We start from the raw sequence: 25,997 nt of genomic DNA, 5'->3' as shown, positions 1-25,997 counted from the left end.
TCTGAATGTCCTGATTGAATAGTTGCGCCTATAAGCACTTGAGCTCATAGACAACAATTATCAACGAATAGCACAATTCACTACAGTCAAATTCTTGTTGGTCGCCAGGATCATAGCTATTTATAAGCATATCCCTCTAGGCTGTGCACTCAGTGGCATCCTGGTGATTAGCACATCACGAGATGACCCGCTGTCTAACCTAGCCGAATTGGCGACAACTATACTTTAGAGAACCCTATGTTTTGCACTTAAGGCTCATGAAAAGCATTTGAAGAACCTTTAATGGCTCTTTTGTTCATGCCAGAAAATCAGAATACATCAATTTTTTACACGAAAACGCCATAAATATAGCCTATTGCTCTGTTTGCTTCTTTGAAGCGCATATTCATGACTTCAGGTTTGATGAGAACAAAAGAGCTTTTGCTTAGGTACTTTTTTAGGGCTCAGTAGTTTCCACAGGTGTGCTGCTTTATGTCTATGAGTTGACCCTTAATGCCCAATTTATTTGTACAATACTGTTTGAAAGCCTTCTGAATTGTCCGGATTTCCACTAAATACTGCTGAGATAATAAATGTAGAGCATCAATGCAAAGACACAACTTCTGTATTCATTGTCTGAGATAATTCTGCATTCCTAATGTCGCCATGAATACATATCGGTATGCATAAAATAGATTAGGAGGTCGTACACATATGAGTTTGCATTCTGGAACTTAAAGCAGTTTTTTAGAGTCTTTATAATAGTCTGAAAGTTTTTAGTAGTCAGAAATACAATTTAGCCTTTTAAGAGTTGGAGTTGGGCTTCGACGGTCTTAGGATCTCAGTCCCTCCAGATAACCCCTCTACAGGATTAGTGTATCTAGTGATAGGAGGTGTTATGAAGAGAAGATCTGAACGCAACCGAAAGCGCTCAAAACGACGAGCGATCTACTGTCCAGTTCACAACTGTTATCTGGATAGCGTTAGCCAAAAGCATTCTCTATACGCGGATGAAGCAGGTCAGCTTCAGGAACGAGGACTAAGTCCGAAGCGATCGCTACTAGCCATTGCTCATCACAATACAGTGCCGCTTACCGGAGAATGGCTAGAGGCGTTCTGGTGTGACCACTGTCAGGAAACAAAGTGGTATCACGTTTGTAAGACGGGCGATCGGTCCTATGTGCTCAGAGTGGCACCTAAAGAACTTTGGCAGCAAGTATCAGGTGTGATTCAGCCTGCCGGAAATCCTTCAGTGAGTGAATTTACAAGGCGACAGTCACGAATGATTAATTTTAATGGAGTCAAAGATTTTGGGTTTGTACGTTAGCACCCCTTTCTTTATTATTTGGCTGTATCGTTGCCATCTTAAAAGGCAAAACGACTCTACAGCTTAAGGGTGTCAGCAACTAGGTTTTATGCATCCACTAGAAGTTTACCTTGTATCCAATTGCACTATGAACTGCTCTTTCATTTTACAGAATAATCCTAAGGCTATTTAGGTACGGATAATTAATTTGAGGTAAAGATAACATCAGAACAAGGGTTCGCGTCGTTTCTACCTCGGTTTATTTGCCCTAGGCTACTTGCGAGACTTAATGGCTAGAAAACCTACAGTATTAGCCTCGTTATTTCTCTATGGAGATCTCCAAATGTCTGAGAGCATAGAACTTGACCGCGCTTTAAAGAAAAGTAGGCTGTCTCGTCACTGGAATATAGTCTGCTTGAGTGGTTTTCTCAAAGGTCACTGCTGTGTGATTTTCTACAATAGCTTCCAGTCGTCTAGAGACTCCTAATAAGGATTTGAAGAGATTTCTGAGTTAGACAATGTGTCATTTGGACAAACATCTAAACGATTTAGCCTAAATTATATATGAGAATTAAGACTAAGAAGAAAGCAAAGGGTAATACCTTAGTTCAGGATATTCGGCAGTTATTCAAGCATATAAACAACAAACATCAGCGGCATCTCGTCGCTTTATTAGCCCTGATGGTGTTGTCTTCTTTAAGTGAGATGATTAGCTTGGGAGCTTTGTTGCCTTTTCTAAGTGCACTCAGCAACCCTGAGGAGCTGCTAGAAAATCCTAGATGGCAGGTACTAATAACATTCTTAAATATCGAGACGGTATCGCAGCTCGTCGTCGGATTAGCACTAGTCTTTGTCTTTGCGGCCATAATTTCAAACAGCCTACGTTTCTTGACCGTTAGAGCACGAGTATATTTATCGGCTGCTATTGGTTGTGATATAAGCTGCAAAATTTTCCATAAAACACTTCAACAGCCTTATCAATTTCATGCTCGCCACAACAGCAGTGATTTGATGCAAACCCTGTTAGACGACACAAATCGTTTGACAACAAGGATTATAACTCCGCTGCTGACTGCTTTCACAGACGGTATTCTAGTTTTCTCGCTAATCTGGGCGCTGATTCTAATTGACGCTCCAATTGCAATTTCAGCTGCCGCAATATTGGGATCTGCTTACCTTGTTACATATCGCCTCAGACAGAGGATTCTGAAGCGTAATAGCAAACTCGTATCTCAATCGGGGCAGCGTAGAATCAAGACTGTCCAAGAGAGCATCGGTGGTATTCGAGATGTCTTGATTGCTCACACCTACGGCTTTTTTGAGAATGAGTTCCAAAATGCAGAGCTTAAGTTTAAGAACATACAGGCTCAAAATGCTGTAATTTCTCAGTCTCCTAAGTTTTTAATCGAGGCGATTACGATGGCGGCGATCGCTCTTCTGTCTGTGGCCTTAGGTAGAAACGGCGATTTTAGTCAAGCTGTTCCAGTTTTAGGCAGCTTAGCATTAGGTGCCAAACGATTACTGCCAGCTCTTCAATCTGTTTTTCTTTCCATTGCTCAAGTTCAGGGATCACGAACATCTTTGGAGAGGGTTCTTGTTGCACTAAAGCGTTCAATAGACTTCTCACACCAGAAACAACTGGCAGCTACTAGGCAGTTGACGTTGGAACGAGGAATTAGAGTAAAAAACGTCTGGTTCCGATATACCGAAGATGGCGATTGGGTACTCAAAAATTTGAATTTGAAGATCGCTGCGAAGACAACAATCGGGTTTGTAGGAACTACAGGAAGCGGAAAAAGCACAACCGCAGATCTGATTTTAGGGTTACTAAGACCTCAAAAAGGGACAGTCTGGGTTGATGACCAGGTTTTGGAGGGAGATAGTTGGCGACAGTGGCAAAGCGGTATTGCCCATGTTCCCCAGCATATTTTCTTGACAGATGCTTCAATTGCAGAAAATATTGCATTTGCAATCCCTAAAGCAGAAATTGATTTTGAGCGCGTTCAAAATGCTGCTCGATTAGCTCAGGTCAGCGATTTTATTGATAGTCTTCCAGCAAAATACGATACCTATGTAGGTGAAAGGGGCGTGAGGCTATCGGGCGGGCAAAGACAAAGAATTGGTATCGCTCGGGCACTTTATCGTCAAGCCTCAGTCATTGTATTCGACGAAGCAACAAGTGCATTGGACAATGCGACTGAAAAAGAAGTAATGGACGCAATTAATCGCCTAAGTCACAAATTCACAATTATTTTGATTGCGCATCGTCTGAGTACTGTCGAAAAATGCGACACAATTTTTGAGCTGCATCAGGGAAGTATTGTTGCTAAAGGAAGTTATAAGGAGCTGTTAAATCTTAGCCAAAGTTTCAGAAGCATGGTGCAAGCTTCAAAGTAATAGTTTTGTATGTCTCTTGATTAGATTCTTCTATGAAAGATACTCTTTCTACAACAGATCGGCATCCCTATCCTTTAGGTGAGCTTCTTTCAGACTTGAAATCTGATCTTTCTTTAAAGACAAGGTCCTACAAACTTGCTCTTTTCTATCTCGTATTCTCACCAAGCATTAGAGTACTTTTCTGCTATCGTATATCTCGGTTTTTGTATGTTCATGGGCGTAAGAGATTTGCATATATTTTCAAGTCTTTACAGAGTCGATATGGTTGTTACTTATCCTTTAAAGGCTCAATCGGAAAGCGGTTGTACTTACCCCATCCAGCGGGAATTGTAATTGGTGATGGTGTAGTTATAGAAGATGATGTTTCAATATGGCAAAACGTTACTCTTGGCAGCCATGGCAAACCACGTGCCCGACAAGAATATCCCTATATTTGTAGCGGAGTGAAAATATTTGCTGGTGCTGTTTTACTAGGTAATATCAAGGTTGGTGAAAACGCAATTGTAGGAGCTAATGCCGTTGTTCTATCAGATGTTCCTGCAAATACGGTAGCAGTAGGTGTGCCTTACAAAGGAAATCTATGATTTTTTTGGTGAGCTTCAGTGAAAAAGATAGACTCGTCCATCCAATTGTTGCAAGAAGTGTTACTTGCTGACTATACAACCTGGAAAGTAGGTGGGACTGCCCGTTGGTTTATCGAACCGAAGGCAGATCAGATGCCAGATTTGATGGAGTGGGCCAATACTCAAGGCATCAAATCTTATTTCATAGGGCGTGGTTCCAATATCCTGATAGATGATGAGGGTTTACCAGGGTTGGTTATTGTGACCTGCAACTCTCTCACTGAAATATGTCGAGAAAACAACTTGATTGTTGCAGAGAGTGGAGCTTTTCTCCCGCATGTCTCGAAATTCGCAGCTAAACATGGATTTGCAGGATTCGAGTTCCTTATTGGTATACCTGGAACTGTTGGAGGAGCACTGGCGATGAATGCTGGTTTAACAGTTTTCCGTCCTCGTGAAATGGTTTCCGTTGTCGAAAATTTTGATGTTCTTAATGCAGACGGTAGCGTTGAAACACTAACTATGCAGGATATTAATGTTGGCTATCGAAGAACCGATTTGCTGAATGGAGAAAGATTTGTTTTACGGGTTCGTTTTCGGCTAGAGGAGGAAGAAGACCCAGCAGTGGTTCGCCGTAATACATTTGAGCATCTTGCAGAGCGCAAACGAAAACAACCTTTAGATAAACCTACAGCAGGGAGCACTTTCAAATCAGTTCCCGGAGGTAAAGGAGCAGGTTGGTATATCGATCAAGCTGGTCTGAAGGGATTGCAAATCGGAAAAGCTAGGGTAAGTTCAGTGCATGCAAATTGGATTGAAAACTTAGGGGGAGCAACAGCGAAAGATATTCGTCAACTTATTGCTCATATACAAAGCAAAGTTGAGATCCAATTTGGTATTCATCTAAGTCCAGAAGTTCATTTCTTAGAGTAGATAGCAATAGTATGGATAAACTTATTGTCAGTCCTTCGCGATTAGTCGGAGAGGTAAAAGTTAGTGGTGCCAAGAACTCCGCTTTGCGTTTGCTTGCAGCATCTTTATTGACCTCAGGCAATATTCGATTGCAAAACTATCCAAGTACTCTCCTGGATGCCTGTCTGCATGTTGAAATGCTTGAGGTATTAGGCAAACACTGTACGCTCATTAGTCCTCAAGAAATAGAAATCAAAGAAAAAGAATTTCCATCTTCAGAACTTCGATGGAAAAAACGTTCAATTCGCAACACGCTGCTGATCCTCGGAGCACTCACAGGACGGACAGGCAAAGGCAAAGTCCCTCTTCCAGGAGGATGTAAACTCGGCGATCGCAAATATGATATCCACGTCATGGCGTTGGAAACCCTCGGAGCAAGCGTTTGGGAAGAAGACGGGTGTCTTTGTGCTGAAGTACAAAATGGAACAAGGTTGAGAGGCGCAGATATCTTTTTGCCAATTCGTTCTACAGGAGCAACAGAAAATAGCATTCTTGCAGCCTGTTTAGCGAATGGAACGACTCGCATCTGGGGGCCTCACATTCGACCAGAGATCCTAGATTTAATTCAATTTCTAAAATCCTTAGGAGCCAAAATAGAGGTTCGTGGACAAGAAAGTATTCTTGTCGAAGGAGTAGATGAATTAGGGAGTACTCATCATGAGGTTATTCCCGACAACGTTGAAGCACTTACATGGCTGGTTGGAGCAGCTGTAACAGGGGGAGATGTTGAAATTATTGACTTTCCTTTCGAGCATCTAGAAATTCCTTTAATTCATCTTCGAGAAAGTGGTGTTCGTTTATATCGGCTTGACGATAGGTTGATTGTGCGTGGCTCAACTTGCTATCCAGTTGACATTAGTACTGGCCCATATCCAGGAATTAATTCTGATATGCAACCACTTTTTGCCGTACTAGGTGCAGTTGCCAAAGGAGAAAGCCGCATTGTAGATCTCAGATTTCCTGGACGATACGCATACGCTGACGAGTTGTCGAAAATGGGTGTCCGCTACAAGGTAAAAGACAATCTTCTACTGATTGAAGGTGGTAATTCTCTCCATGGCGCTGAGGTAAGAGCACTTGACCTGAGGGCAGGTGCTGCGTTGATGACAGTAGGCTTTCTGGCCCATAACTTGACAATAATCACAAACGCTTGGCAGATTTCGAGAGGATATGATCAGCTAGAAAAGAAGTTGTCACAACTAGAAGCAAAAGCACTATTCGAATACGAGAGCCAAGCTTCATGACTCAAAAGAAAGGTTTCGGAGAATTGCATAGTGGTTTGTACTTGTCTGAAACATGCTTTATAGATAAACCGAAAGGACTACGCTCCTTACATAATTCTGTTTTTATAATTGTTCAGACCTTCATTGATACGGACGAATGTTTTTCAGGAGATTTACCATTGAGTAACTAAGAAAATGCATGCTTTTGAATGTTGAAACGATGAACGATTCTCGTGCAAAAAATTATGAGTAAATTACTGACTGTAGTCACAGCAACTTATAACAAAGGAGAACGAAACCGTCAGTCCATTCGAAGTATTTTGAACCAGACCTACAAGGACTTCGAGTATATTGTAGTTAACGACGGTTCGCCCGACGATACGAAAGAAATTTTGGCAGAGTTTGATGACCCACGATTGACGATTATCCATCAGGATAATCAGGGTTTCATCAAAACAATGATCCAGGTGATGAGCAGTATAAAAACACCCTATGTCGCAATTCATGGAGCTGGCGATATTTCGTTGCCTGATAGATTAGCAACACAGCTGCAGTATCTTGAATCGAGGCCAAATGTTGCTGTTGTTTCGTGTTTTACAAATATCCACATCGTGTCCGACCAATCCAATCCAAAGAAGGTTGAAAAACTTGGGAGTAATACTTTACGTGAGCGACGCAATCACGTTGAGTACACCACTGTCGATCAAATGATTGAGAGAAATATCGTGGACCACGGTGATGCGATGGTCAGAATGAGGGCATATCAAGAATTTGGCGGCTACCGATCGTTTTTTGTCTACTGTCAAGATCGCGATCTTTGGTTACGTATTTTGAGCAAATATGCAATTGTCAGGCTAAGGCAGGAGTTGTATACCAAAGTCATTGATCCCAGATTTGACGTAGCTGGAAACCCAAGAAAGGCTGAAAAGCAGGCACTTTACAGTCTCTTTGCCAGATTCTTAGCTCGTGAGAGAAAGACAATCGGGCTTGACCGTCTCGAAGCGGAGGGGCGAAAGTCTTTTGAGGACTATATTGCTAATCTGGACGAATACAGCAAGCTTGAAGTATCTACGAAGGTATTTCGAAATACTCTTCGGTCTAGACTAACAACAGAAGATATAAGTGCAGCACGAGAAATTATTCACAGATATACGCCTAAGCATTTTTTGGAGGGTTTGATTATAACGCTGAGTTTGATGAAGGAATTTGTTCCTTGTGGGGCTTCAATATATAGATTTTATTATTACCAAGTTCAAAAGCGAATTAATCTCTACAAGCTTAAGTTTTCGAAATTAAAGCTAATTGTCCTATCTAATGGCGGAATTTTCAAACGAAAGGATAGTGCCAAAAATTGCTGACATCAATGCTGGCGATCTTTGCATGATGTAAATATAAGGACTAAAACAACAAACCAATTTAAAGAATAGAAATTATCAAGCACTGAAAAACCTGATAGCCATAGACCTTTTAGAATACTCTATATAGAGTCGAACATCAGGTCTATGATTATCCGAAAAGTTTATATCCCAATCTTCTCTGACGCTATTCAATCAAAAGTATTCTCTGCAGATGGATGCAATCCTGGAGTCGGAGGTACACAATTTACTTCCATTCGATTATCGCTACTTTTAGCGAAAGCCTCTCCCGAATGGGAGATTGTCTTAGTAAATAATGCTCCCTTTCTATTAGATTGTTGTCCAGAAAATCTAAGAATTGCTATTTTCGAAAATAGTTCAAGCTTCTTTAATAGTCTCAATTTAAGTGAAGAATTCGTTGTAATTTCAGTGGCATCAGTTCTTAAAAGAAGTGATGTGAAAGCTCTCCAGAAAATTGCGCGAAGAATAATTTTTTGGAGTAGGCACCCATTTGATAAGAGTTTGAGATCACTGTCCTCGCGAATTGAATTCAAAAATATTGTTTGTGTTGGCACATATCAGTTCTATTCTAATCAGGCCATAAGCCATCATGTAAAGCATATACAAAATATCTTTGTTCTTCCGAACCTTGCTAGTGAAATTTCTTTTTTGCCCGTCAATCAATCTCGTCTTGAAGTTGTATACTTGGGTGCCTTGATTCCTGGAAAATGCTTTTTAGAAGTTGCAAGGGCATGGAATTTCTTAAAAGAGCGCTTTCCTGAAATGACATTACATGTTATCGGTTCCGTCGCTACATATGGTCTAAAGGTCAATTCTGATTTAATTCCGACTTCTCCAGACTTTGCAAAGAGAATACTTGAATATATTCCCAAGCAGGATATTGATGATGGGAAAGTTGTATTTCATGGAAATCTTGGCAAGGAAAAATTTGACATTTTAAGAAAATCTCACTTAGCTATTCTCAACCCCAAAGGTTATACCGAGGCTTTTCCAGCTTCTCCACTTGAATGTATGGCTTTTGGTACTCCTGTAATTGCTTCCGGTGACTACGGCATGTCGGATTGCATGCGTTTTTTTCCAGAGCTAATTGTTGATGGGCACAAGAAGATACCCGAAAAAGTTGAATGGCTGGTCTCTGAACCCCTAAGATATCGTGAACTTCAACAGAGGTCTATGGCAGTTGCTCAATGGTTTGATGCTCAAACAGATCTCACAATAACAAGGTGGATAAGGCTGATTGATGCTGTTTTTCACGAAGCTTCGCATGAGATACACATGGTTCCTTTCATGCATTTTTATGGTTCACGTATTAGATTATTGTACAGGCAACACATACTTCCATTGCTTACTACGATCAAGAGTAGCTTCTAAATACTACTTGAGATGGGTGTATTTTTGGCTTGTGAAAATTCATTAAAGTTTTTCCTTTCATAAAGGGTAATTAAGTTTGGGATGAATTTAACTTGCAAATGAAGTGTACTAGCTTAGACGGATTTTATGGAGACTGCAGTTGTTCTAGTTATTTTCAAGAGGCCAGATACGACACAAAGAGTGATCGAAGCGATTCGTCTGGCGGCTCCTCAAAAACTTTTTGTTATTGCTGATGGTCCAAGAAGTGATCATCCTGAGGAAACAGATAAATGCTATGAAACTCGCCAACTTATCGAAGGAGTTGACTGGAATTGTCAAGTCTTCAAGAATTATTCGGATATCAACCTAGGCTTGAAAAAGAGAATATCGAGCGGACTTACCTGGGTGTTTGAACAGGTTGAGACTGCGATCATTCTTGAGGATGATTGTGTCCCTAATACTTCCTTTTTTGCCTATTGCAGCGAGCTGCTAGAAAAATACAAAGACGATGAGAAGATCTTTTGTATAACAGGCCACAATCATCTGGGTGACTGGAAAAGCGACGATCAAAGCTTTCATTTCTCCGCATATTTTGATTGTTGGGGATGGGCAACCTGGCGTAGAGTATGGCAACTGTACGATCCTCACATGAGTGCTTGGAGTAGCCCTAATATTAAAAAAAATATTCGCGAATTTATTGATAACGATCAGCAATTTGAAAATCGTTCACGAGTACTTGACAAAGCATACAACGGAAAAATAGATTCGTGGGCCTATCCATTTTTCTTCATGTGTTTGATGCATTCTGGTATGACTATTACTCCAGCTGTTAACGTGATCTCGAATGTCGGATTCAGCAAAAATGCAACAAATACCAAATCTTCAGAGGACACTAGAGCTAATTTGAGAGTGGCTTCTATCAGCTTTCCACTGAAACCACCAAAAGAGACTGCAATCGATAGAGAGTACGATCAACAGAGGTTTATGAAAGTTTGGCATAGATCTTTAAAGGCCCGTACTGTCCAAAAGTTACGTAAAGCAATAAGCTATGCTCTGAGCATCTTTAAGGTGAAAATCGGGCTTTAGGATAGTTGTTTAAATGAAGCTCAATTAAGATTCATATGATGTGAGGTATTGATAATTCTGTGGTACTTCCTAATTTTTTGATTATCGGTGCTCAAAAGGCGGGCACTACTGCTCTTGCTAGACATATGAGTCGGCATCCTCAAATATTCGTGAGTGAAATTAAAGAGCCGGGCTTCTTTGACTTTGAAGGAGAATCTCCCAAGTTTGCAGGTCCCCGTGACCTTGAGCTATATAGCCACATCATTACTGACTTCAAAGCATATCAGCAACTTTTCAGTAATGTTTCAGATGAGGTAGCGATCGGAGAGGCAACAACTTGGTATCTGTATAGCACTAAAGCTCCAGAAAGAATCTACCACTATTTGCCTAACGTTAAACTTATCGTCATTCTTAGAGATCCAGTGGAGAGGGCATACTCAGCATTTATGCATGCGATCAGAGATGAACGCGAGACTATCTCTGATTTTGAACTAGCGCTTCAACGCGAGGAAGAACGCTGTGCTAACAACTGGGAATATCTATGGCGCTACACTCAGATGGGCTTTTATTCAGTCCAGCTTGAACGTTACTTCAACCTTTTTGGCCAAGATCAAATTCGAATATATCTCTACGAAGACCTTAAGAATGAAACATCGAAGCTTCTCTCAAATATTTGTGAATTTTTAGAAGTTGACGATTCAATCGTTACTACTTCAATTGGTCGTCGTAATGTTTCTGGGACTCCCAAAAATAAGCTGATTCATGATTTTCTGTCAAAACCTAATCTGATAAAGAAGTCCTTAAGACCTTTACTTTCTGAGAAACTCAGAAGCCAGGTCAAGATCTCTCTGAATAATAGAAATCGCGTAAAAGAAGAGATGCCTCAACGTGCTCGAGTCAGTCTTAGAAAGCTTTATAGAGAAGACATTCTCAAGCTTCAGGATATGCTGAACCGTGATCTATCGAATTGGTTAATCTAACTATATATGAAAGTTCTAATTCTTAGTAGCTCAGACAATCAGGGTGGAGCAGCTCGAGCAGCTAACCGACTTCATAAAGGATTGCTGACAACTGGCGTCTATTCGCAAATGCTTGTTCAGGACAAGAACACTCAGGATTCTGATGTTGTTCCAATCACTAACACCAGAATAGGGGAGTCTATTGCCTGGAGTCGTGTTGCGATCGATAACTATCCTCTCAAAAAGTATTCTCAACGAAAAAAGTCAACCTTTTCTCTTCAGTGGCTTCCTGATAAAGTCAGCACAACGGTAAAGCAACTAAGGCCTGATATTGTAAATCTTCATTGGGTAAATGCAGGCTTCCTAAGGATTGAATCTCTATCTAAAATATCTCTACCGCTGGCGTGGACACTTCACGACATGTGGCCCTTCACCGGAGGTTGTCACTACGATCAAAACTGTGAACGATACGTGGGTGCCTGCGGCCAATGTCCAGCTTTGTCAAGCAAAAAAGATTCTGACCTATCTCGCTGGGTTTGGCAGCGGAAATACAATACCTTCCAGAAGGCTAATTTAACAGTTGTTACTCCCAGTCAATGGCTTGCCCAGTGTGCTCGTAAAAGTACTCTTTTCATGAATCGACGTGTAGAAGTTATTCCAAACGGCGTTGATGAATCTGTATACAAACCTATTGATAAGAGCCTGGCGAGAAATCTGTTAGGCTTGCCATCAGACATAAAGATAATTCTCTTTGGGGCACTTAGAGCAACCAGCGATAAGCGTAAAGGATTTCATCTCTTGCATCCAGCTTTGCTAGAGTTAACTAAAGCTGGGAGGCTCGATGGGGTCGAAATTGCAGTGATAGGTTCTCCACCTCCCAAGAATCCGCCTGATTTTGGGTTAAAAACTCACTATCTAGGTGTTTTTAATGATGATATCTCTATGGCGACTATTTATTCTGCTGCAGATGTCTTTGTAGCTCCCTCTCTACAGGAAAACCTAGCGAATACTGTTATGGAAGCCCTAGCGTGCGGATTACCTTGCGTTGCCTTTCGTATTGGAGGTATGCCAGATATGATTAATCATTGTGAGAATGGTTATTTGGCAAAGCCATTTGAGGTTGAGGATTTAGCAAAAGGAATTTTTGAGACACTACAGGATGGAGAGCGTTATCAAAAGCTCACGTTTAACTCTCGGCAAAAAGTCATTTCCAACTTTACTCTCGATATTCAGGCTAAGCAATATTCAAAGCTTTTCGAAGACATTCAGAAAGCGAAAGTAAACAGTTGACATTTTGACTGTAATAGATTGCAAAGCAAATAGCTCTTTAGATATAGGACATGAAAATAAAGGCCTTTCAAATACCGCTTTTGCTTTTGATAATAGATTTATCCTTATCTATTCCAGCTATTTCATCAATCGTGAATGTTCGTGTTGGTAGCGTCTCCTTTCTGGGTGTTTATCGATTAGGTGCACTAGTTATACTGGCTTTAACGCTTCTCCTAATTCTCAAGAAAAATAAATACTTCTTGCAGAAGAAAATATTCTTAGTGCCGATATTCCTGTTGATTTTGCTTTCTATTCTTCAAGCAATAGCAATATCGCCAAGAAGCCTTGCGTCAGCACATTCTAGAGGACTTGTAAGAATACTATTCTGGTTCTTTTCATACTTGAGCCTCACAACAATTTTGACGCCAAGGAATGAACAAAGAATCAGAAATGTGCTTTTAGGCTTTCTTACCTTCTTGTTTCTGATTACGATAATTCAATATCCCATACTGGTCATTCAATCGAAGCTGAGTATAGGCAGTATCCTATCTGCGCTTGTTGGAGGTAGTAAAATCAAAACATTCGGCATTTTCCATGCAGCTAATGAAGATGCAAATTTCATGATGACAGTCTTCCCGTTAGCACTTTTGCGCGTAGAAAGTACAAAAGGACCTAAGAAAATACTATTCAGATATATTTTGATATTTGGTACTTTACTTGCGCTTTTACTAAATGGGACAAGAACAGCAATTTTCATAACATTTCCCTTGGTTCTGTTCATGTATTACTCCAGACTTTCTATGGGAAGAACCTTGATATTTTCAACTCTGGTTTCTGCGGGATGTGGACTATATCTTTTGGCAGACGCTAGCATCATAACCGGTACATTTAATGATGAATTGAACGATGGTGGTTCTTTTGGTTATCGTCTGGAGCATGCTTGGATCCCAGCAATTTCATACACCTTGAGATACTCTCCAATATTTGGTTTTGGTGCCCGTGGGTGGGAGTATTTGAACGAACACATCAGACTTTTTGATGTAGTGAATGAATGGGGAGTGATCCAGGGATCTGCGGCTCCCCATAACGTGTATGTTTGGGCCTTTGTTACGTGGGGAACAGTTGGTCTAGCATTCTACATATCATTGATATTCATTCTTTTGAGACAATCTTTTCTGCTATTTAAGACAAATAGACTGAAGTTTCAATCTGACCGAAACATTGGCAAGGCTTTGTTTTGTTCAGTCTGTGCCTACTGCCTTTGGGGGTTTATATCCAATGCTCATGCACCTTTTGGATGGATAACTCTCTTTATGTTGGCGTGCATCATAGCTTCCTTAGAGACAAAGGTTTTGTCAGAAAAGTTAGCCTCGAACAAGTCCGGAGTTAACAGAAATCCTTTGATCGAAATTCGATAGATTACTGATTATTTCTGCAACTTTCAATATCGAAAATTAAGCAATTGATTCATGACTAAAGGCCATTTTACAAGCGCTCAAGCATAAATTTTTACTATGAAATTTATGCTGTTCGACAAACTTCCCGCTGTTGAAGGGGACTGAACCAGAAGAGGAAAAATCACTCTTTTCATGGCTGTTAATTTGCTTTTTGGTTAGCTCAGATGCACTTAATGGCTACACTAGTAGTGCAAAACTGACGGCTCATCTGCATGAACATGTCGTTTTGTACCTGTGTGCTTGAAAGCTCGTGTTAAAAAGTCAGCATAAACACTCTTATGATTTACATGTAACTATTGCATTCAATATTGCCATTCCAACAACTTCACCATGTGTCTCTTAAGGCATTCTAATTACTCCAGTTATTATCTATAAAGTGCGAGTAAGAAAATGACATTACCAAACTTTCTCATTATCGGGGCTCAAAAGTCAGGAACTACCTGGCTAGCCAAGAATTTGAAGCAGCATCCAGATATTTTTATTCCGTCTGGAGAAATACACTTTTTTGCGAAAGAACAGTTTATCAATGGTATTGATTGGTATGAAAAGCATTTCTCAGAAAGAACGACAGAAAAGGTTGTTGGGGAGAAAAGCACAAGCTATTTATGGTTGTCTCGTTCACCTGAGATACCTCAGAATATATTGAGTCAACTTCCTGACGTCAAATTAATCGCTGTTCTTAGAAATCCAGTGAATCGTGCTATCTCAGCATTTACACATCATTGGTCATTGGGAAGAGTTCCTCCGTCTATTGACATCGACGAGGTTTTCTCTGGCCGCCATGATGATATTGTAAAGAAATTTGGGCTGCTACAAATGGGAATGTACTACAGTAATTTAAAGAATTACTATAGCGCTTTTCCAAAAAATCAGTTATTGATTCTTATTTTTGAAGAGGACATAATACAGCAGCCAGAGCAAACGATGAGTCGTGTTACACAATTTCTTGGCATCAATACCTCCTTTAAGTTTCAAGAACTTAATCGAAAAAGGAATGCTTTCCGTACATCGAAGTATGCTGCAAACCTGAGTTATCATTTTCCATCAGCCTTTAAGTTGATTAGATTCTTGGATTTAGCAACTTTCCGACTTTCCAATAATCACTCACTTTCAGGCTCAAGGCCAAAACACATTTTGTCACCCGAGATTTCGAGTCGGTTATACGACTACTTTTCAGAGGAAAACAAAAATCTTTTTCATCTTTTGAATCGCAATATTCCTTCCTGGAAACAGTCACAGGCTTGAGTGACTTTATTTACCTGACAGATAGTTTGTGAAATCTATAGTTTGGCAAAATCAAAGCTGAAAAGCCACAATCTATGAATAATTCGGATACGATCAAGATTCTCTTCATTGCTGGTTTCGAGCGCAGTGGAAGTACTATTGTTAATAGAGTTTTAGGCCAGATCGAGGGATTTGTCGCCTGGGGCGAATTACGTGATGTTTGGCAACACGGTTTGGTCGAAGACAGAACTTGCTCTTGTGGAAAAAGATTCAACCAATGCCCTGTTTGGACTGATATTATTAAGTCTTTCTTTGATGCTCAACAGGGCAAAATAACCCCTCAAGAAATGATAGCACTTTCGAAGTTAGCTCGAAACGCGTTTTATCTTGAGAACTTTGGTTTACCTCTTCCTAGAAGCGTCAACTTAAATGTCCAAAAATATCTCAGTCAATTAGAGAATCTGTACACAGCAATTCAATCAAAAACAAATAGTAGAGTTATCGTAGACTCTACTAAGGCTGCTTGGTATGCAACTCTACTAAAAGAATCATCGAAGATTGACCTCTACGTCTTACATTTGGTTAGAGACCCTCGAGGCGTATGCTATTCACTTCAAAGTCGTAAGATGAAAGGTGAATTAGCATCCCAATGGTATAATCCCATCCATGCATCCGTTACGTGGCGCTTCAAAAATGTACTGTCGGAAAAGTTGTCTGCGTTAGAATCTGAGCAATATCTAAGGCTTCGATATGAAGATTTCATCGACAGGCCAAGTTACTATATAGAATTAATTATGGATTTCCTTAAAGAGGGTCTTTCTGAACCTCTCTTTAAGGAAAATGAAAAGTCTTTGGAAATGAAAGTAGACCATCTTTTTGCAGGTAGCCCAAGCAGTCGATTCAATCAAGGGGTGGTCAACCTTAAACTAGACAATCGGTGGAAAAAAGAACTCAACCCCATCAACAAAACTCTAATTACCAATATTACGAAACCTCAAATATCTGAATATGGCTATTTGAAAGGTCCTTAAAGTGCTCTTTAGAACGCGCTTGAATACTGTTACAAGTGCATTTAAAGAAAGCCTTACTTTTTGCATAGGAGCTTGCCCATAGGTTCTGTAGGCTTTTGATCATTGTGATATTGGCAGGAGCATAGAGAGAAAACGATTGATATGACACAAGAAGTTGAAAACAGTTTGCCGACTTTCTTAGGCATTGGCGCTATGCGTTGTGGAACAACTTGGCTTGACACGATGCTACGCTCTCACCCAGAAATCTATCTTCCAACACGTCGAAAAGAAGTTCATTTTTTCGACAAATATTACGAACGAGGACTGGATTGGTATACAAGCTTTTTTTCGGGAGATGAACTCTTAGCTTACTCAAGCGTTGGGGAAATTACGCCTGCTTATTTACATGTCCCTGAGGCTCCAGAGAGAATAAAGCAGTTACTACCGACCTGCAAATTTATTGCGATTCTCCGAAATCCAGCGGAGCGGGCTTACTCTCACTATGGTTTCTACTTGAGAAATTATGCTGAGAAAAGAGATTTTAGAACTTTTATTCAGCAAGAGCAAGAGGCTTTTTCAAAAGGTCTTTATGGTCAACAGATAGAAAGATACCTGCAGCATTTCTCTCTAGATCAATTTCTGCTTCTACTTTATGAGGATGTAGCTGAAGATCCGACCAACATTCTTAAAGCGATCGCACATTTTTTAATGCTTGACGAGCACTTGTTCGATACATCGCTGATTACCCAAAAAAGCAATCCTTCTGGAGTTGTGCAATTCCCACGAGTTCGCTCTGCTGCTCGCTACGTCAGAGATGCTCTACGTGATCAAGATTTAGACTGGATCTGGAACTTGGCAAAATCTTCTGGTCTAGAGAAGATGTTTTCGAAAAAGACTTCTTCCATTCCACCTATGTCCGCTGAGATGAAAGAAGAACTAATTAAAAAATACTGCCAAGACATTATCTTACTCGAAAGATTGACAGATTTAGATTGCTCTAGATGGAAGCAAACCTGTGTAGGGCCATGAAGGAAGATTGCTCTTGAAAGGTCTATCTTAATTTCCACATTTTGTTATCTGTAATTCACCGCATTAACTTCGATACATGCCTGACAGCTTTTCTAGTTGCAAAATAAGCGTCGCTATCATTATGTCCTGTTTCAACAGACGTGATACCACTTTAAAGTCTTTATCTTCTGTGTATGCACAAGATGAGGATTGCGATATATATCTCGTAGATGATGGTAGTTCGGACAACACATCCGAATCCGTTAGATCGCTATATCCAAATGTTAACTTGCTAAGAGGTGATGGCAGCCTATTCTGGGGAGGGGGTATGAGAGTCGCCTTTGGCGAAGCTCTTGAAACTGGATATCAGTTTTATCTTTGGCTCAACGACGACACCTTTCTAGAGAATGATGCTATCACTAAATTACTAAACACTTATTTCCAATTATTTCAAAAAGGCTATCCTAACTCCATTATTGTTGGTTCAGTCCAAGATCCAGCAACCGGACAGTTGTCTTACGGCGGTAGGTTGCATACTAAACGGTTCATCTTCAAGCGCTTCAGGTCTATTCAACCCAGTGATGAACCTCAGCAGTGCGATACTATGCAAGGTAATGTGGTGCTGATACCTCATTGTGTAGCAGAGACGGTTGGCAATCTAGATCCTACCTTTACTCATAAGTTTGGCGATCTTGACTATGGATTAAGGTCTCAGAAGCTAGGTTGCAAAGTTTGGATAGCACCTGGGTTCCTTGGAAAATGCTCGAGAAACACCGTAGTCAATACGTGGGCTGACTCGAATTTAAACATAACGGAACGTTTTCGGAAGGTTCTTCATCAGAAAGAATTTCCACTTAAGGCTTGGACTGTATATGCAAGCCGTCACAAAGGCTTTTTTTGGTGGATTCACTGGTTTTTTCCGTACATAAAGGCCATAACTGGAAAGAGAATGGAGAAGCACACAAATTCGAATTGAAAACAAGATAGGTTTTGTCTTCTGTTCTGAATACTTGCGTTGTAAATGTCTCTGTGCTCATAAGCTCTTGAGTAAAGGAAATTAAGTATGATACCTTCTCGCATTGGTTATCTTTCTGGCGCACCAAGAGTGTCTACTAAGGCAAATGCAGAAATGAGTGGCCCAAGGTCGCATGTATTAGGAATTATGCAAGCCTTTCAATCACTAGATTGGACGGTTCAATCTTATATAGTTGGTAATAAAGTTCCTGATGCTTGGATATCAAAAGGATCCGAAGAGAAAGTTAGCCGTAGCTTCTATATGGCTTTATCTGCTGACATTGTCAGATTAATTATTAGCAAAAAAAATTCTTGGAAAGCCTTTGATGAATTATTTGGGAAAGTGGATTGGGTTTACGAACGATTTGGTGCTTTTCAGGCAATGGGCTACCGCTTTAAGAAGCACAAAATCCCCTGGATACTTGAAACTAACGCTCTTCTTTCACAAGAATCAAAAGAAGAAAGAAAAACAACTGTTCTCTCTAGCCTTTTACGTAGATATGAATCCAAGGCTTATCGAGAGTGTGATGTACTTGTTTGCATAAGCGAACGACTCAAGCAAAAAATCATTGAAGAGTTTAAAGTACCGCCTCACAAAATTGTAGTCACTCCAAATGGTGTAGACACCGATTTGGTAAATCCGGACAAGTACCTTGAGAAGAGAATATTTCCGTCTTTTACAATTGGATTCGTTGGGAGCTTATTTCCTTGGCAGGGCTTAGATTTATTGCTTCAGGCCATAGAAAATTTAAGAAAAGATGAGGATATAGCTATCAACCTGGTTGTTATCGGCGATGGCCCAATGCTTGAGTCTCTTAAGGAGATGACTGCAGAAATGGAGCTTTCTTCTCAGGTTTGTTACTTAGGAAGGTTACCTCAAAGTGAGTTGTTTCCTGTCATATTGGGCTGCGATTTTTGTTATTCTGGGCACTTCGATCCCCATGGCCAAAATACTTATCGATCTCCATTGAAGCTTTACGAATATATGTCAATGGCGAAACCCGTGATTGCATCTGATATAGATGCAACTAAAAACTTGGTTTGTGATGGTGAAACTGGTCTATTGTTTTCACCCAACAACTTGGAAAGCCTGAAGAAGGCGCTTTTAGAAGCCTTTAATTCGCGGCATTTGTGTGATGTCATGGGAGAGCAGGCGCGTAAAATCATTGTTTCTAGCCATAGTTGGAAAAGCAGAGTAGAGGTCCTTGTGAAGGAAGTCGAAACCATATTGTGTTTGTGACCGCATCTAAATATGTCGGAGTAAAAGTCTAACTATGTCTATTACAAACTTTTTGACCTTCTATAATCTCCTCGGTGTGAAGGTATGGCCTCTAACAATTGCTGAACTTAATGCTCTAATCAAGAGTGTTATAGAGGAGGGACATAAATCAATCATTTCCAATCATAACATCCACAGTTTATATCTCTTTCACCATGACCCTAAAATGCGAGAGTTTTATGGTTCATCTCATTACATTCACATTGATGGGATGCCTATAATCTTATTCGGCAGGATTCTTGGTCTTCCAGTCACCAGATCTCAGCGGGTAACTTATGCTGATTGGATATGGCCATTAATAGAAGAAGCCGCTAAAAACGATTGGCGTATTTTTTACCTTGGATCTAAACCAGGTGTTGCGAATCGTGGAGCTGATATATTACGTTTCAAATTTCCCGAATTAAACATTGCTACGATGCATGGGTATTATGATGCTTCGCCTGATAGCGAAGAGAACTTGGCTGTCTTAAAGAAGATCAAAGAATATAAGCCGCATATCCTTATGGTTGGGATGGGAATGCCACGTCAAGAACACTGGATTTTAGATAATCTAGACAAGCTTGAGGCAAATATTATTCTACCTAGTGGAGCTTGTATTGATTATGTTGCAGGAGCTGTACCTACTCCACCCCGATTTCTAGGTAAGTTAGGACTAGAGTGGCTTTATCGTCTAGCGAGTGAACCTGCCAGGCTTTGGAAACGTTATCTAATTGAGCCATGGTTTGTACTATTTTTATTTATCAAAGATTTTTTGATGAAAATTAGTACTTTCATGAATTCTGAATATCAAAATTAGGCTTTATCAATAGATAAAAGTTTTCAGATACTAATTAGTATCCTAAGTACTTTTCCAAACTCGGTTGCGAGAAAAGTTAGTTTGCATCTAGAGAACAAATCTGGTGTTTATATTGTCAAGTGCCACAGCCTAAGTTCTATTTATTGTAAATGACTTGTTGAGTGCCAATATGACAGAATCAAAATCTATGTCTAGTCAAAATTCAGTCAAAGAAATAGAGAATGAAGTTATATAACGTGCACACTTCATTCTCTCTCAGTACATCTCGCGAGCTAACAGTCAATGGTTCCGCATCTACCTGTGAAACGTCACTGTCGTCAACATAAACCGTCAGGCTCCCATGCGTTATTCCCATGCTACGACTATAGATTCTCCTGCTTTTTCCCATGACATTCGTCGAATTCCTGGCCTTGCTGGCCTGCGTCGAGGGGCAGTCATGGGCTGGATACGTCGCCTAGTCCTTCTTAGCTCGGATGTTCTGTCAGTTGGTTTTGCTTGGATACTGGCTAGAAATCTAGGCATACCCACTCCTGCTTTTCTTAGCGCTGAAGGATTTGAACTCACCCTGATCCCAGTCTTAGGAATTAGCATTAGCATCTTTGCTGCCCGTAGTCTTTATCAGGCTGGAGAACCACGACGAGACTATCTCGGCATGATTAAGGCTCAGAGTCTAGCTGTCCTACTGCTGCTGCTGACCAGCTATTTCTTCAACCCCAATCAGTTTGTCTCTAGGTCGCAATATCTCCTGTACTGGGGCTTTAGCCTTGTGTTCTTAGTCCTCGGGCGCTTTGTTATTGATAAAGGAACTCAGCGTCTGCGGCTTCGCGGTTCCATCCGCTATCCCGCCATGGTGATTGCTGATCAGGACTACCGAGAACGAGCCATTCAGATTGTTCACGGTGAAGATCGATACCAAGTAGCGGGTATTCTGGATGCCAAAGCACTGGATCGAGACATTCGGGAAGAAACCTTCCGCAAGATGCAGCAGCTTGGGATTGCTGAAGTCTTTGTTGCGTGGGATGCGATTAAGAATCGCATGTTTTTAGGGCAGTGGTTTCAAACCCTAGGAATTACGCTGCGCGTCATCCCGATTGAGCAGAATCGTGTGTTTGGGGCAGCCAATCTCCACATGCTAAATGCTGAGACGCCCTGCATTACTTTTCGTCCTCCCGTTATTGCCGGAGGCCAATTCTGGGTTAAGCGCATTTTTGATGTCACGTCTGCACTGCTGATTTTGACGCTGGCGTCTCCAGTGTATCTGGCGATCGCGATCGCCGTCTTCATCGATTCTCCAGGACCTATTTTCTACAAACAGACCCGCGTTGGCCTGCATGGTGAACCCTTCAAAGTCTGGAAGTTTCGCAGTATGGTGAATAATGCTGACAAACTTCAGGCCCAGCTTGAGCAGCAGAATGAGACCAAAGATGGCGTTCTTTTCAAAGTCAAGGACGATCCCCGCATCACCCGAGTCGGCCACTTCATCCGCCAATACAGTCTGGATGAGCTGCCTCAGATTTTCAACGTTCTCTTTGGTGAGATGAGCCTAGTGGGACCTCGCCCTTTGCCCCTACGTGACGTTGAAAAATTCAAGCAGCACTACTTCATCCGTCAGGATGTCCTGCCGGGTATCACCGGAATGTGGCAAATTTCAGGTCGTTCTGATATTGACAACTTTGACGATGTTCTCAAGCTTGATCTTTACTACATTCAGAATTGGTCCGTCTTGCTAGACATCAGCATTCTCTTTAGAACACTGTCTGCTGTTCTGAAGAAATCTGGAGCCTATTAGAGAGCAGAGCGGCAAACGTCGGTTTTAGTGAAGGAATTAGGGATTTCGTCCTTCACCCAATGGCTTCGCAGAACCAAGCTGCATCCTTTTAACTTTTAGATTAGCTTGGGCAGTGATAGTGCCGATCAAGACGCATGAGAGTCTGCAGGAGAACGGTAGCGCCGTTGGCACAATCTTCAGGGCTGGTATATTCCGTCTCGGCGTGGCTGATGCCACCCTCACTAGGCACAAAAATCATGCCCATGTCGGTGATATGAGCGATCTCTTGAGCATCATGACTAGCTCGGCTCGGTAAGGAACAGTGAGTAAGCTTGAGGTCATCGCAGACCTGCGCGATCGCATTCTGAATGTGTGAGTTTGCTGGAGAGGGTTCATTGTGTAAGCGCTGAGTCATTGAAATTTGGGTATCTGTCTCTGCCGCGATGCTATCAATCGCCTGATGAATGTCTGACAGCAGCTGATCAAGGCGATCGCTCGACAGATCCCTCAAATCTAGACTCATTTCTACTTTGCCGGGAATACTGTTAGGCACGTTAGGAGAAAGCTCCAGTCGCCCAACTGTTGCCACTTGATCACCGGGCCGCTGGCCAATTTGGTTAACTGCCAACACGATTTGAGAAGCAGCAACCAGAGCATCTTGCCGCATTGACATCGGAGTTGTTCCGGCGTGACTCGATTGGCCCTCCACCGTAATCCAGTACCGACGCTGTCCTACAATGCCCGTCACGATGCCAATCTGCTTATTCAGCGTTGTGAGCATAGGTCCCTGCTCGACATGCAGCTCAACGAAAGCAGCCATTGATTCAGGCGTTCGACGAGCATGATCAATGATGTCCCAATCGCCTCCTACTCGCTCTAAGCAGGTTTCGACAGGTTCCTGAGAGCGACTGGAGTAGAGTTTGGGATCATTCAAAAGCCTGCCTGCCATTGCCTTACATCCAATCATCGTCCGCTCTTCATCGGCGAAGACAATGACTTCAATGGGATGGTCCAAATACAGTTTGCGCTCTGAGAGCGTTCTAACGGATTCGATCCCCGCCAGTACGCCATAGGTGCCGTCATAGTGACCTGCGTTGGGGACGGTATCGATATGAGAGCCAGTTACCAAGGGCGGAGCCGCTTCGAATCTGCCAGGATAGCGCCCAATCAAATTCCCTGCCTCATCAAGGCGAACGGTCATTCCAGCCTCTACCATCCAGCGACGGACTAATGCACGAGCGTGACAGTCTTCTGGGCTAAACGCCAATCGTTGCACTCCACCGTTTGGTAACTTCCCAAGCTGAGCGAGCTGGTGAATCATGGTTGATAAGCGATCACGATTCACCGCCAAAGACGACAGAACCTTAGAGACCATTCATTCACCTCTTTGCAAAATTGCCTTTAATACGCTCGATAGGACCATAAGCCACTATTCTTATGAGCAAAACTGTATACTGTATACAACCATACATCTGTAAGCGCCATTACAGTCAGCCCATCTTTCCCAATATTCTGAACTCTGTCACGAAAGGAATCTGCTTTGACAAGCTTATCTAAACCTATCCCCCGTCGAGAATCGCTTCATGAGCAGACCTATCAAGCTTTGCGTACCAGCATTCTTTCAGGCGAGTTGCTGCCAGGAAAGCGCTTAGTTGAAACTTATTTGGCCGAGCAGCTACAAGTCAGTCGTACGCCTATTCGAGAGGCGCTGAGACAGTTGCAGCGGGAGGGATTAGTCACGGATGACGCTAGTGGTGGACTACGGGTCATCTCAATCTCTATAGTCGATGCCGTTCACCTCTATGACTGTCGTCTTGCTCTGGAAGAATCCGCAGTTCAAGCAGCCTGTCTCAATGCGACCGAACCTATGCTAGACGTCTTGCAGCAGTCCATCATTCAAGCTGAGCGAGCAGTGCAGCGACAAACCTCCGCTCTCAACACCTTTGAAATGCTTAATTTGGATTATCAATTTCACCGCAAGATTGCTGAGAGCACTGGAAACCGATGGTTGACAGGATTACTAGACCAGGTGTTTGACAAAATGATGCTGCTTAGGGTGCATACAACTCGCCACAACCCTAAAGTTCTAGAGATTTGCAACGAGCATCGCGACATTTGCAAAGCGATCGCCTCCCGGCAACCAGAGATAGCTATGCAAGCTATTCGAACTCACCTTGATGCTAGTAAGCGGCGCGTAATACAGGCGATTGAGACTTTACATTCGACAACTAAATAAGCCGTCTAAGTTGTTCCTTTAGGCACATAGCTTAGCGAAATCTTTTTCATGGTTTTCCAATTTTCGATATTGTTCTAAAGTTTCACAACGATTCTTATCTACTAAGTTAATGATATTTTAATAACAACTATAACAAATCAGAAAGCCCACTTTAAATCGGTGAAGGCTGTAAATCGCTTCGTCGCTGCTCTAGTTAAAAAATCGCTCAACTCTTATTCTCTAATGAAGGGTTGAGACACTACCTTAGTGCAGTGTCTAGCTCAAAATTTTAAGCAAGGCGTACCTGTTTGACAACACTTTCAGGAATAGCTAACTCATAACTTCAAAGCTGTCAGACCACTAGGTTATCGGTTGCAATACAGGATGGTAAGATCGCTACTTGGTCACTACACTTGCTCAGCGAATTTCAAAAAGTATAGTCAAGTATCTTGACATCAGGCTCGAATACTTTACCTACTAGTTCTTTCGTTTCTTCTGTGTAGTAGTGTCGATATGGCCTTCCATCTGATACATTAAGTTTTGGCAAAGAGGTAGAAACGCCAATTCGAGAACATATTTGATTAAAATCGGCGTTTAAGTTTTCATATCTTCCGACAAAATCAACTAGCAACCTATTATCTTCTGAGTATATAAAATCTTTCTGATATCTCACTTCATTTTCACACCTCCATTTTATGTAATTTTCGAAGCTACCTAGGCTTTTTATGAACTCATGTTGGTAATGTGTCTCTCTTTTCAGCATGTATTTATAGAGAGATACTTGCCAATCCCATGGATTCCTAACAACCGCGAATGAGAAGAACGAATTGAATGCATCGAAACCCAAAGCATCTATCATTTCGGATGCTTTGATATGCCCATGGAATGGATGAGGCTCAAAGAAAGGTGACGGAAACCCCTTTTTCTTGAGTCTTTTATGAACCCTCCATTGCCACTGCCCGATCGCAAATGGCTGCCATTTCTCTACCGCAAACGGTCGTAGTGCATGTTTGATGCTGATACCGGCGTTCTTATGTATATGGATGAAGATGAATTTATACTTCTCTGATATGAGCATATGACTTTGTTCCTCAAATGATGGAGGCTACTAATTGAACATAAAATTCATATGACAATCTCAAATGCAAATCCATATGAAAATATTTGATTGCATAAAGGTATTAAAATACTACAGTCTACTCACACCAAAATCAGAATAAAAGACACACTAAAGCTTCAAAATAGATACTTGAAATTTTTTGGTAGGATTGTGCATCTTAAAAGAACAACTTCAGCAACTATTCACCTGGATCATAGTAAAGTTCTAGGCAAGGTAGATTAGAATACTTTATTTTCCCGATTCACGGGTATTCCCGTGAATCCCTTTAACTGGTCATCCCAAGTCTATGAAATTAAGATGGATTGCTATAAAGCACAAGCATATGCAAGTAGATGTACAGAAAACGCAGATTTTCTACAATAATCTAGCAGAAGCTATAACTTTATTTGAATATTTTTCGGCCTTCTTAATTAGGAAGAAATACAGGTGTTTCTAGTTTTATCGTCGTGCGCAATTTTAGAGGATCCTTTCGATAAGCTATACACTTAGCAGGTTCAATATTCCGGGTAAAATTAGCTTTTAACAAAAGATTCTCAACTCCTAATAGTCGGACAATTTTCTAGGCAAGCGCTGAAACCTTTGATTTTTTGTTGACCTAATGATTGAGGAAGAGAGTTACAACCCGCATTCTCTTGTTGGCTTTAAAA

The 25,997-nt window shown here is 41.3% G+C and carries 21 protein-coding genes; 19 read left to right on the top strand and 2 right to left on the bottom strand.

Annotated elements, in window-relative coordinates:
• Positions 1 to 877: 877 nt before the first annotated feature.
• The 18 genes from PN498_RS10595 to PN498_RS10510 all read left to right on the top strand — a co-directional run bounded on the left by PN498_RS10595 (position 878) and on the right by PN498_RS10510 (position 22,036).
• Positions 878 to 1,306 carry a hypothetical protein gene (locus PN498_RS10595; RefSeq protein ID WP_272062715.1) on the top strand — a complete coding sequence of 143 codons (429 nt, stop codon included), beginning with the start codon at positions 878 to 880 and terminating at the stop codon, positions 1,304 to 1,306.
• 543 nt (positions 1,307 to 1,849) lie between these two features.
• Positions 1,850 to 3,682, top strand: a complete 1,833-nt coding sequence (locus PN498_RS10590) for an ABC transporter ATP-binding protein (protein WP_272062714.1) — start codon at positions 1,850 to 1,852, stop codon at positions 3,680 to 3,682.
• Positions 3,683 to 3,714: 32 nt separating this feature from the next.
• The gene (locus PN498_RS10585) at positions 3,715 to 4,266 is read left to right on the top strand and encodes a serine O-acetyltransferase (protein ID WP_272062713.1); all 552 of its coding nucleotides are present in this window, start codon (positions 3,715 to 3,717) and stop codon (positions 4,264 to 4,266) included.
• Between the two features lie 18 nt (positions 4,267 to 4,284).
• Positions 4,285 to 5,178, top strand: a complete 894-nt coding sequence (gene murB / locus PN498_RS10580; protein WP_272062712.1) for a UDP-N-acetylmuramate dehydrogenase — start codon at positions 4,285 to 4,287, stop codon at positions 5,176 to 5,178.
• Between the two features lie 11 nt (positions 5,179 to 5,189).
• The gene (locus tag PN498_RS10575) at positions 5,190 to 6,461 is read left to right on the top strand and encodes a UDP-N-acetylglucosamine 1-carboxyvinyltransferase (protein ID WP_272062711.1); all 1,272 of its coding nucleotides are present in this window, start codon (positions 5,190 to 5,192) and stop codon (positions 6,459 to 6,461) included.
• Between the two features lie 224 nt (positions 6,462 to 6,685).
• On the top strand, positions 6,686 to 7,798 hold the full coding sequence (locus tag PN498_RS10570) for a glycosyltransferase family 2 protein (RefSeq protein ID WP_272062710.1): 1,113 nt from the start codon (positions 6,686 to 6,688) through the stop codon (positions 7,796 to 7,798).
• A gap of 144 nt (positions 7,799 to 7,942) precedes the next feature.
• Entirely contained in the window at positions 7,943 to 9,187 is a 1,245-nt protein-coding gene (locus tag PN498_RS10565) for a glycosyltransferase family 4 protein (RefSeq protein WP_272062709.1), read from the top strand.
• Between the two features lie 126 nt (positions 9,188 to 9,313).
• The gene (locus PN498_RS10560; protein WP_272062708.1) at positions 9,314 to 10,252 is read left to right on the top strand and encodes a glycosyltransferase family 2 protein; all 939 of its coding nucleotides are present in this window, start codon (positions 9,314 to 9,316) and stop codon (positions 10,250 to 10,252) included.
• A gap of 59 nt (positions 10,253 to 10,311) precedes the next feature.
• The gene (locus PN498_RS10555; protein WP_272062707.1) at positions 10,312 to 11,211 is read left to right on the top strand and encodes a sulfotransferase family protein; all 900 of its coding nucleotides are present in this window, start codon (positions 10,312 to 10,314) and stop codon (positions 11,209 to 11,211) included.
• Between the two features lie 6 nt (positions 11,212 to 11,217).
• Positions 11,218 to 12,480 carry a glycosyltransferase family 4 protein gene (locus tag PN498_RS10550; RefSeq protein WP_272062706.1) on the top strand — a complete coding sequence of 421 codons (1,263 nt, stop codon included), beginning with the start codon at positions 11,218 to 11,220 and terminating at the stop codon, positions 12,478 to 12,480.
• A gap of 50 nt (positions 12,481 to 12,530) precedes the next feature.
• The gene (locus PN498_RS10545) at positions 12,531 to 13,877 is read left to right on the top strand and encodes an O-antigen ligase family protein (protein ID WP_272062705.1); all 1,347 of its coding nucleotides are present in this window, start codon (positions 12,531 to 12,533) and stop codon (positions 13,875 to 13,877) included.
• A gap of 429 nt (positions 13,878 to 14,306) precedes the next feature.
• Complete coding sequence (locus tag PN498_RS10540; protein WP_272062704.1) at positions 14,307 to 15,161, top strand: sulfotransferase domain-containing protein; 855 nt, start codon at positions 14,307 to 14,309, stop codon at positions 15,159 to 15,161.
• Between the two features lie 74 nt (positions 15,162 to 15,235).
• A complete protein-coding gene (locus tag PN498_RS10535; protein WP_272062703.1) occupies positions 15,236 to 16,171 on the top strand; it encodes a sulfotransferase in 936 nt (311 codons plus the stop codon).
• Between the two features lie 141 nt (positions 16,172 to 16,312).
• A complete protein-coding gene (locus tag PN498_RS10530) occupies positions 16,313 to 17,179 on the top strand; it encodes a sulfotransferase domain-containing protein (RefSeq protein ID WP_272062702.1) in 867 nt (288 codons plus the stop codon).
• 76 nt (positions 17,180 to 17,255) lie between these two features.
• Positions 17,256 to 18,134, top strand: a complete 879-nt coding sequence (locus PN498_RS10525) for a glycosyltransferase family 2 protein (protein ID WP_334312242.1) — start codon at positions 17,256 to 17,258, stop codon at positions 18,132 to 18,134.
• A gap of 87 nt (positions 18,135 to 18,221) precedes the next feature.
• Positions 18,222 to 19,412, top strand: a complete 1,191-nt coding sequence (locus PN498_RS10520; protein ID WP_272062701.1) for a glycosyltransferase family 4 protein — start codon at positions 18,222 to 18,224, stop codon at positions 19,410 to 19,412.
• Positions 19,413 to 19,446: 34 nt separating this feature from the next.
• The gene (locus PN498_RS10515) at positions 19,447 to 20,247 is read left to right on the top strand and encodes a WecB/TagA/CpsF family glycosyltransferase (protein ID WP_272062700.1); all 801 of its coding nucleotides are present in this window, start codon (positions 19,447 to 19,449) and stop codon (positions 20,245 to 20,247) included.
• A gap of 340 nt (positions 20,248 to 20,587) precedes the next feature.
• Positions 20,588 to 22,036, top strand: coding sequence for a sugar transferase (locus tag PN498_RS10510; RefSeq protein WP_272062699.1), 1,449 nt, complete (start codon positions 20,588 to 20,590; stop codon positions 22,034 to 22,036).
• 100 nt (positions 22,037 to 22,136) lie between these two features.
• Here the strand turns inward: PN498_RS10510 and PN498_RS10505 are convergent, their stop codons facing one another.
• Positions 22,137 to 23,390 carry a Zn-dependent hydrolase gene (locus PN498_RS10505; protein WP_272062698.1) on the bottom strand — a complete coding sequence of 418 codons (1,254 nt, stop codon included), beginning with the start codon at positions 23,388 to 23,390 and terminating at the stop codon, positions 22,137 to 22,139.
• A gap of 165 nt (positions 23,391 to 23,555) precedes the next feature.
• On the opposite strand from PN498_RS10505, the gene PN498_RS10500 reads away from it, so the two are divergent.
• Positions 23,556 to 24,251, top strand: a complete 696-nt coding sequence (locus PN498_RS10500) for a GntR family transcriptional regulator (RefSeq protein WP_272062697.1) — start codon at positions 23,556 to 23,558, stop codon at positions 24,249 to 24,251.
• Positions 24,252 to 24,657: 406 nt separating this feature from the next.
• Here the strand turns inward: PN498_RS10500 and PN498_RS10495 are convergent, their stop codons facing one another.
• Complete coding sequence (locus tag PN498_RS10495; RefSeq protein WP_272062696.1) at positions 24,658 to 25,308, bottom strand: sulfotransferase family 2 domain-containing protein; 651 nt, start codon at positions 25,306 to 25,308, stop codon at positions 24,658 to 24,660.
• Positions 25,309 to 25,997: the final 689 nt, after the last annotated feature.

The organism is Oscillatoria sp. CS-180, assembly GCF_028330965.1.
In the GTDB taxonomy this organism is placed as follows: Bacteria; Cyanobacteriota; Cyanobacteriia; order Phormidesmidales; family Phormidesmidaceae; genus Halomicronema.
This window is presented reverse-complemented; position numbering and strand designations above follow the sequence as displayed.

Excerpts from the sequence above, each read along its gene's own strand:
- PN498_RS10515 (WP_272062700.1), top strand. The coding sequence starts at position 19,447 with ATGTCTATTACAAACTTTTTGACCTTCTATAATCTCCTCGGTGTGAAG.
- PN498_RS10530 (WP_272062702.1), top strand. The coding sequence starts at position 16,313 with ATGACACAAGAAGTTGAAAACAGTTTGCCGACTTTCTTAGGCATTGGC.
- PN498_RS10525 (WP_334312242.1), top strand. The coding sequence starts at position 17,256 with ATGCCTGACAGCTTTTCTAGTTGCAAAATAAGCGTCGCTATCATTATG.
- PN498_RS10505 (WP_272062698.1), bottom strand. The coding sequence starts at position 23,390 with ATGGTCTCTAAGGTTCTGTCGTCTTTGGCGGTGAATCGTGATCGCTTA.
- PN498_RS10575 (WP_272062711.1), top strand. The coding sequence starts at position 5,190 with ATGGATAAACTTATTGTCAGTCCTTCGCGATTAGTCGGAGAGGTAAAA.
- PN498_RS10565 (WP_272062709.1), top strand. The coding sequence starts at position 7,943 with ATGATTATCCGAAAAGTTTATATCCCAATCTTCTCTGACGCTATTCAA.
- PN498_RS10520 (WP_272062701.1), top strand. The coding sequence starts at position 18,222 with ATGATACCTTCTCGCATTGGTTATCTTTCTGGCGCACCAAGAGTGTCT.
- PN498_RS10560 (WP_272062708.1), top strand. The coding sequence starts at position 9,314 with ATGGAGACTGCAGTTGTTCTAGTTATTTTCAAGAGGCCAGATACGACA.
- PN498_RS10540 (WP_272062704.1), top strand. The coding sequence starts at position 14,307 with ATGACATTACCAAACTTTCTCATTATCGGGGCTCAAAAGTCAGGAACT.
- PN498_RS10535 (WP_272062703.1), top strand. The coding sequence starts at position 15,236 with ATGAATAATTCGGATACGATCAAGATTCTCTTCATTGCTGGTTTCGAG.
- PN498_RS10570 (WP_272062710.1), top strand. The coding sequence starts at position 6,686 with ATGAGTAAATTACTGACTGTAGTCACAGCAACTTATAACAAAGGAGAA.
- PN498_RS10510 (WP_272062699.1), top strand. The coding sequence starts at position 20,588 with ATGCGTTATTCCCATGCTACGACTATAGATTCTCCTGCTTTTTCCCAT.
- PN498_RS10545 (WP_272062705.1), top strand. The coding sequence starts at position 12,531 with ATGAAAATAAAGGCCTTTCAAATACCGCTTTTGCTTTTGATAATAGAT.
- PN498_RS10495 (WP_272062696.1), bottom strand. The coding sequence starts at position 25,308 with ATGCTCATATCAGAGAAGTATAAATTCATCTTCATCCATATACATAAG.
- PN498_RS10590 (WP_272062714.1), top strand. The coding sequence starts at position 1,850 with ATGAGAATTAAGACTAAGAAGAAAGCAAAGGGTAATACCTTAGTTCAG.
- PN498_RS10595 (WP_272062715.1), top strand. The coding sequence starts at position 878 with ATGAAGAGAAGATCTGAACGCAACCGAAAGCGCTCAAAACGACGAGCG.
- PN498_RS10550 (WP_272062706.1), top strand. The coding sequence starts at position 11,218 with ATGAAAGTTCTAATTCTTAGTAGCTCAGACAATCAGGGTGGAGCAGCT.
- PN498_RS10585 (WP_272062713.1), top strand. The coding sequence starts at position 3,715 with ATGAAAGATACTCTTTCTACAACAGATCGGCATCCCTATCCTTTAGGT.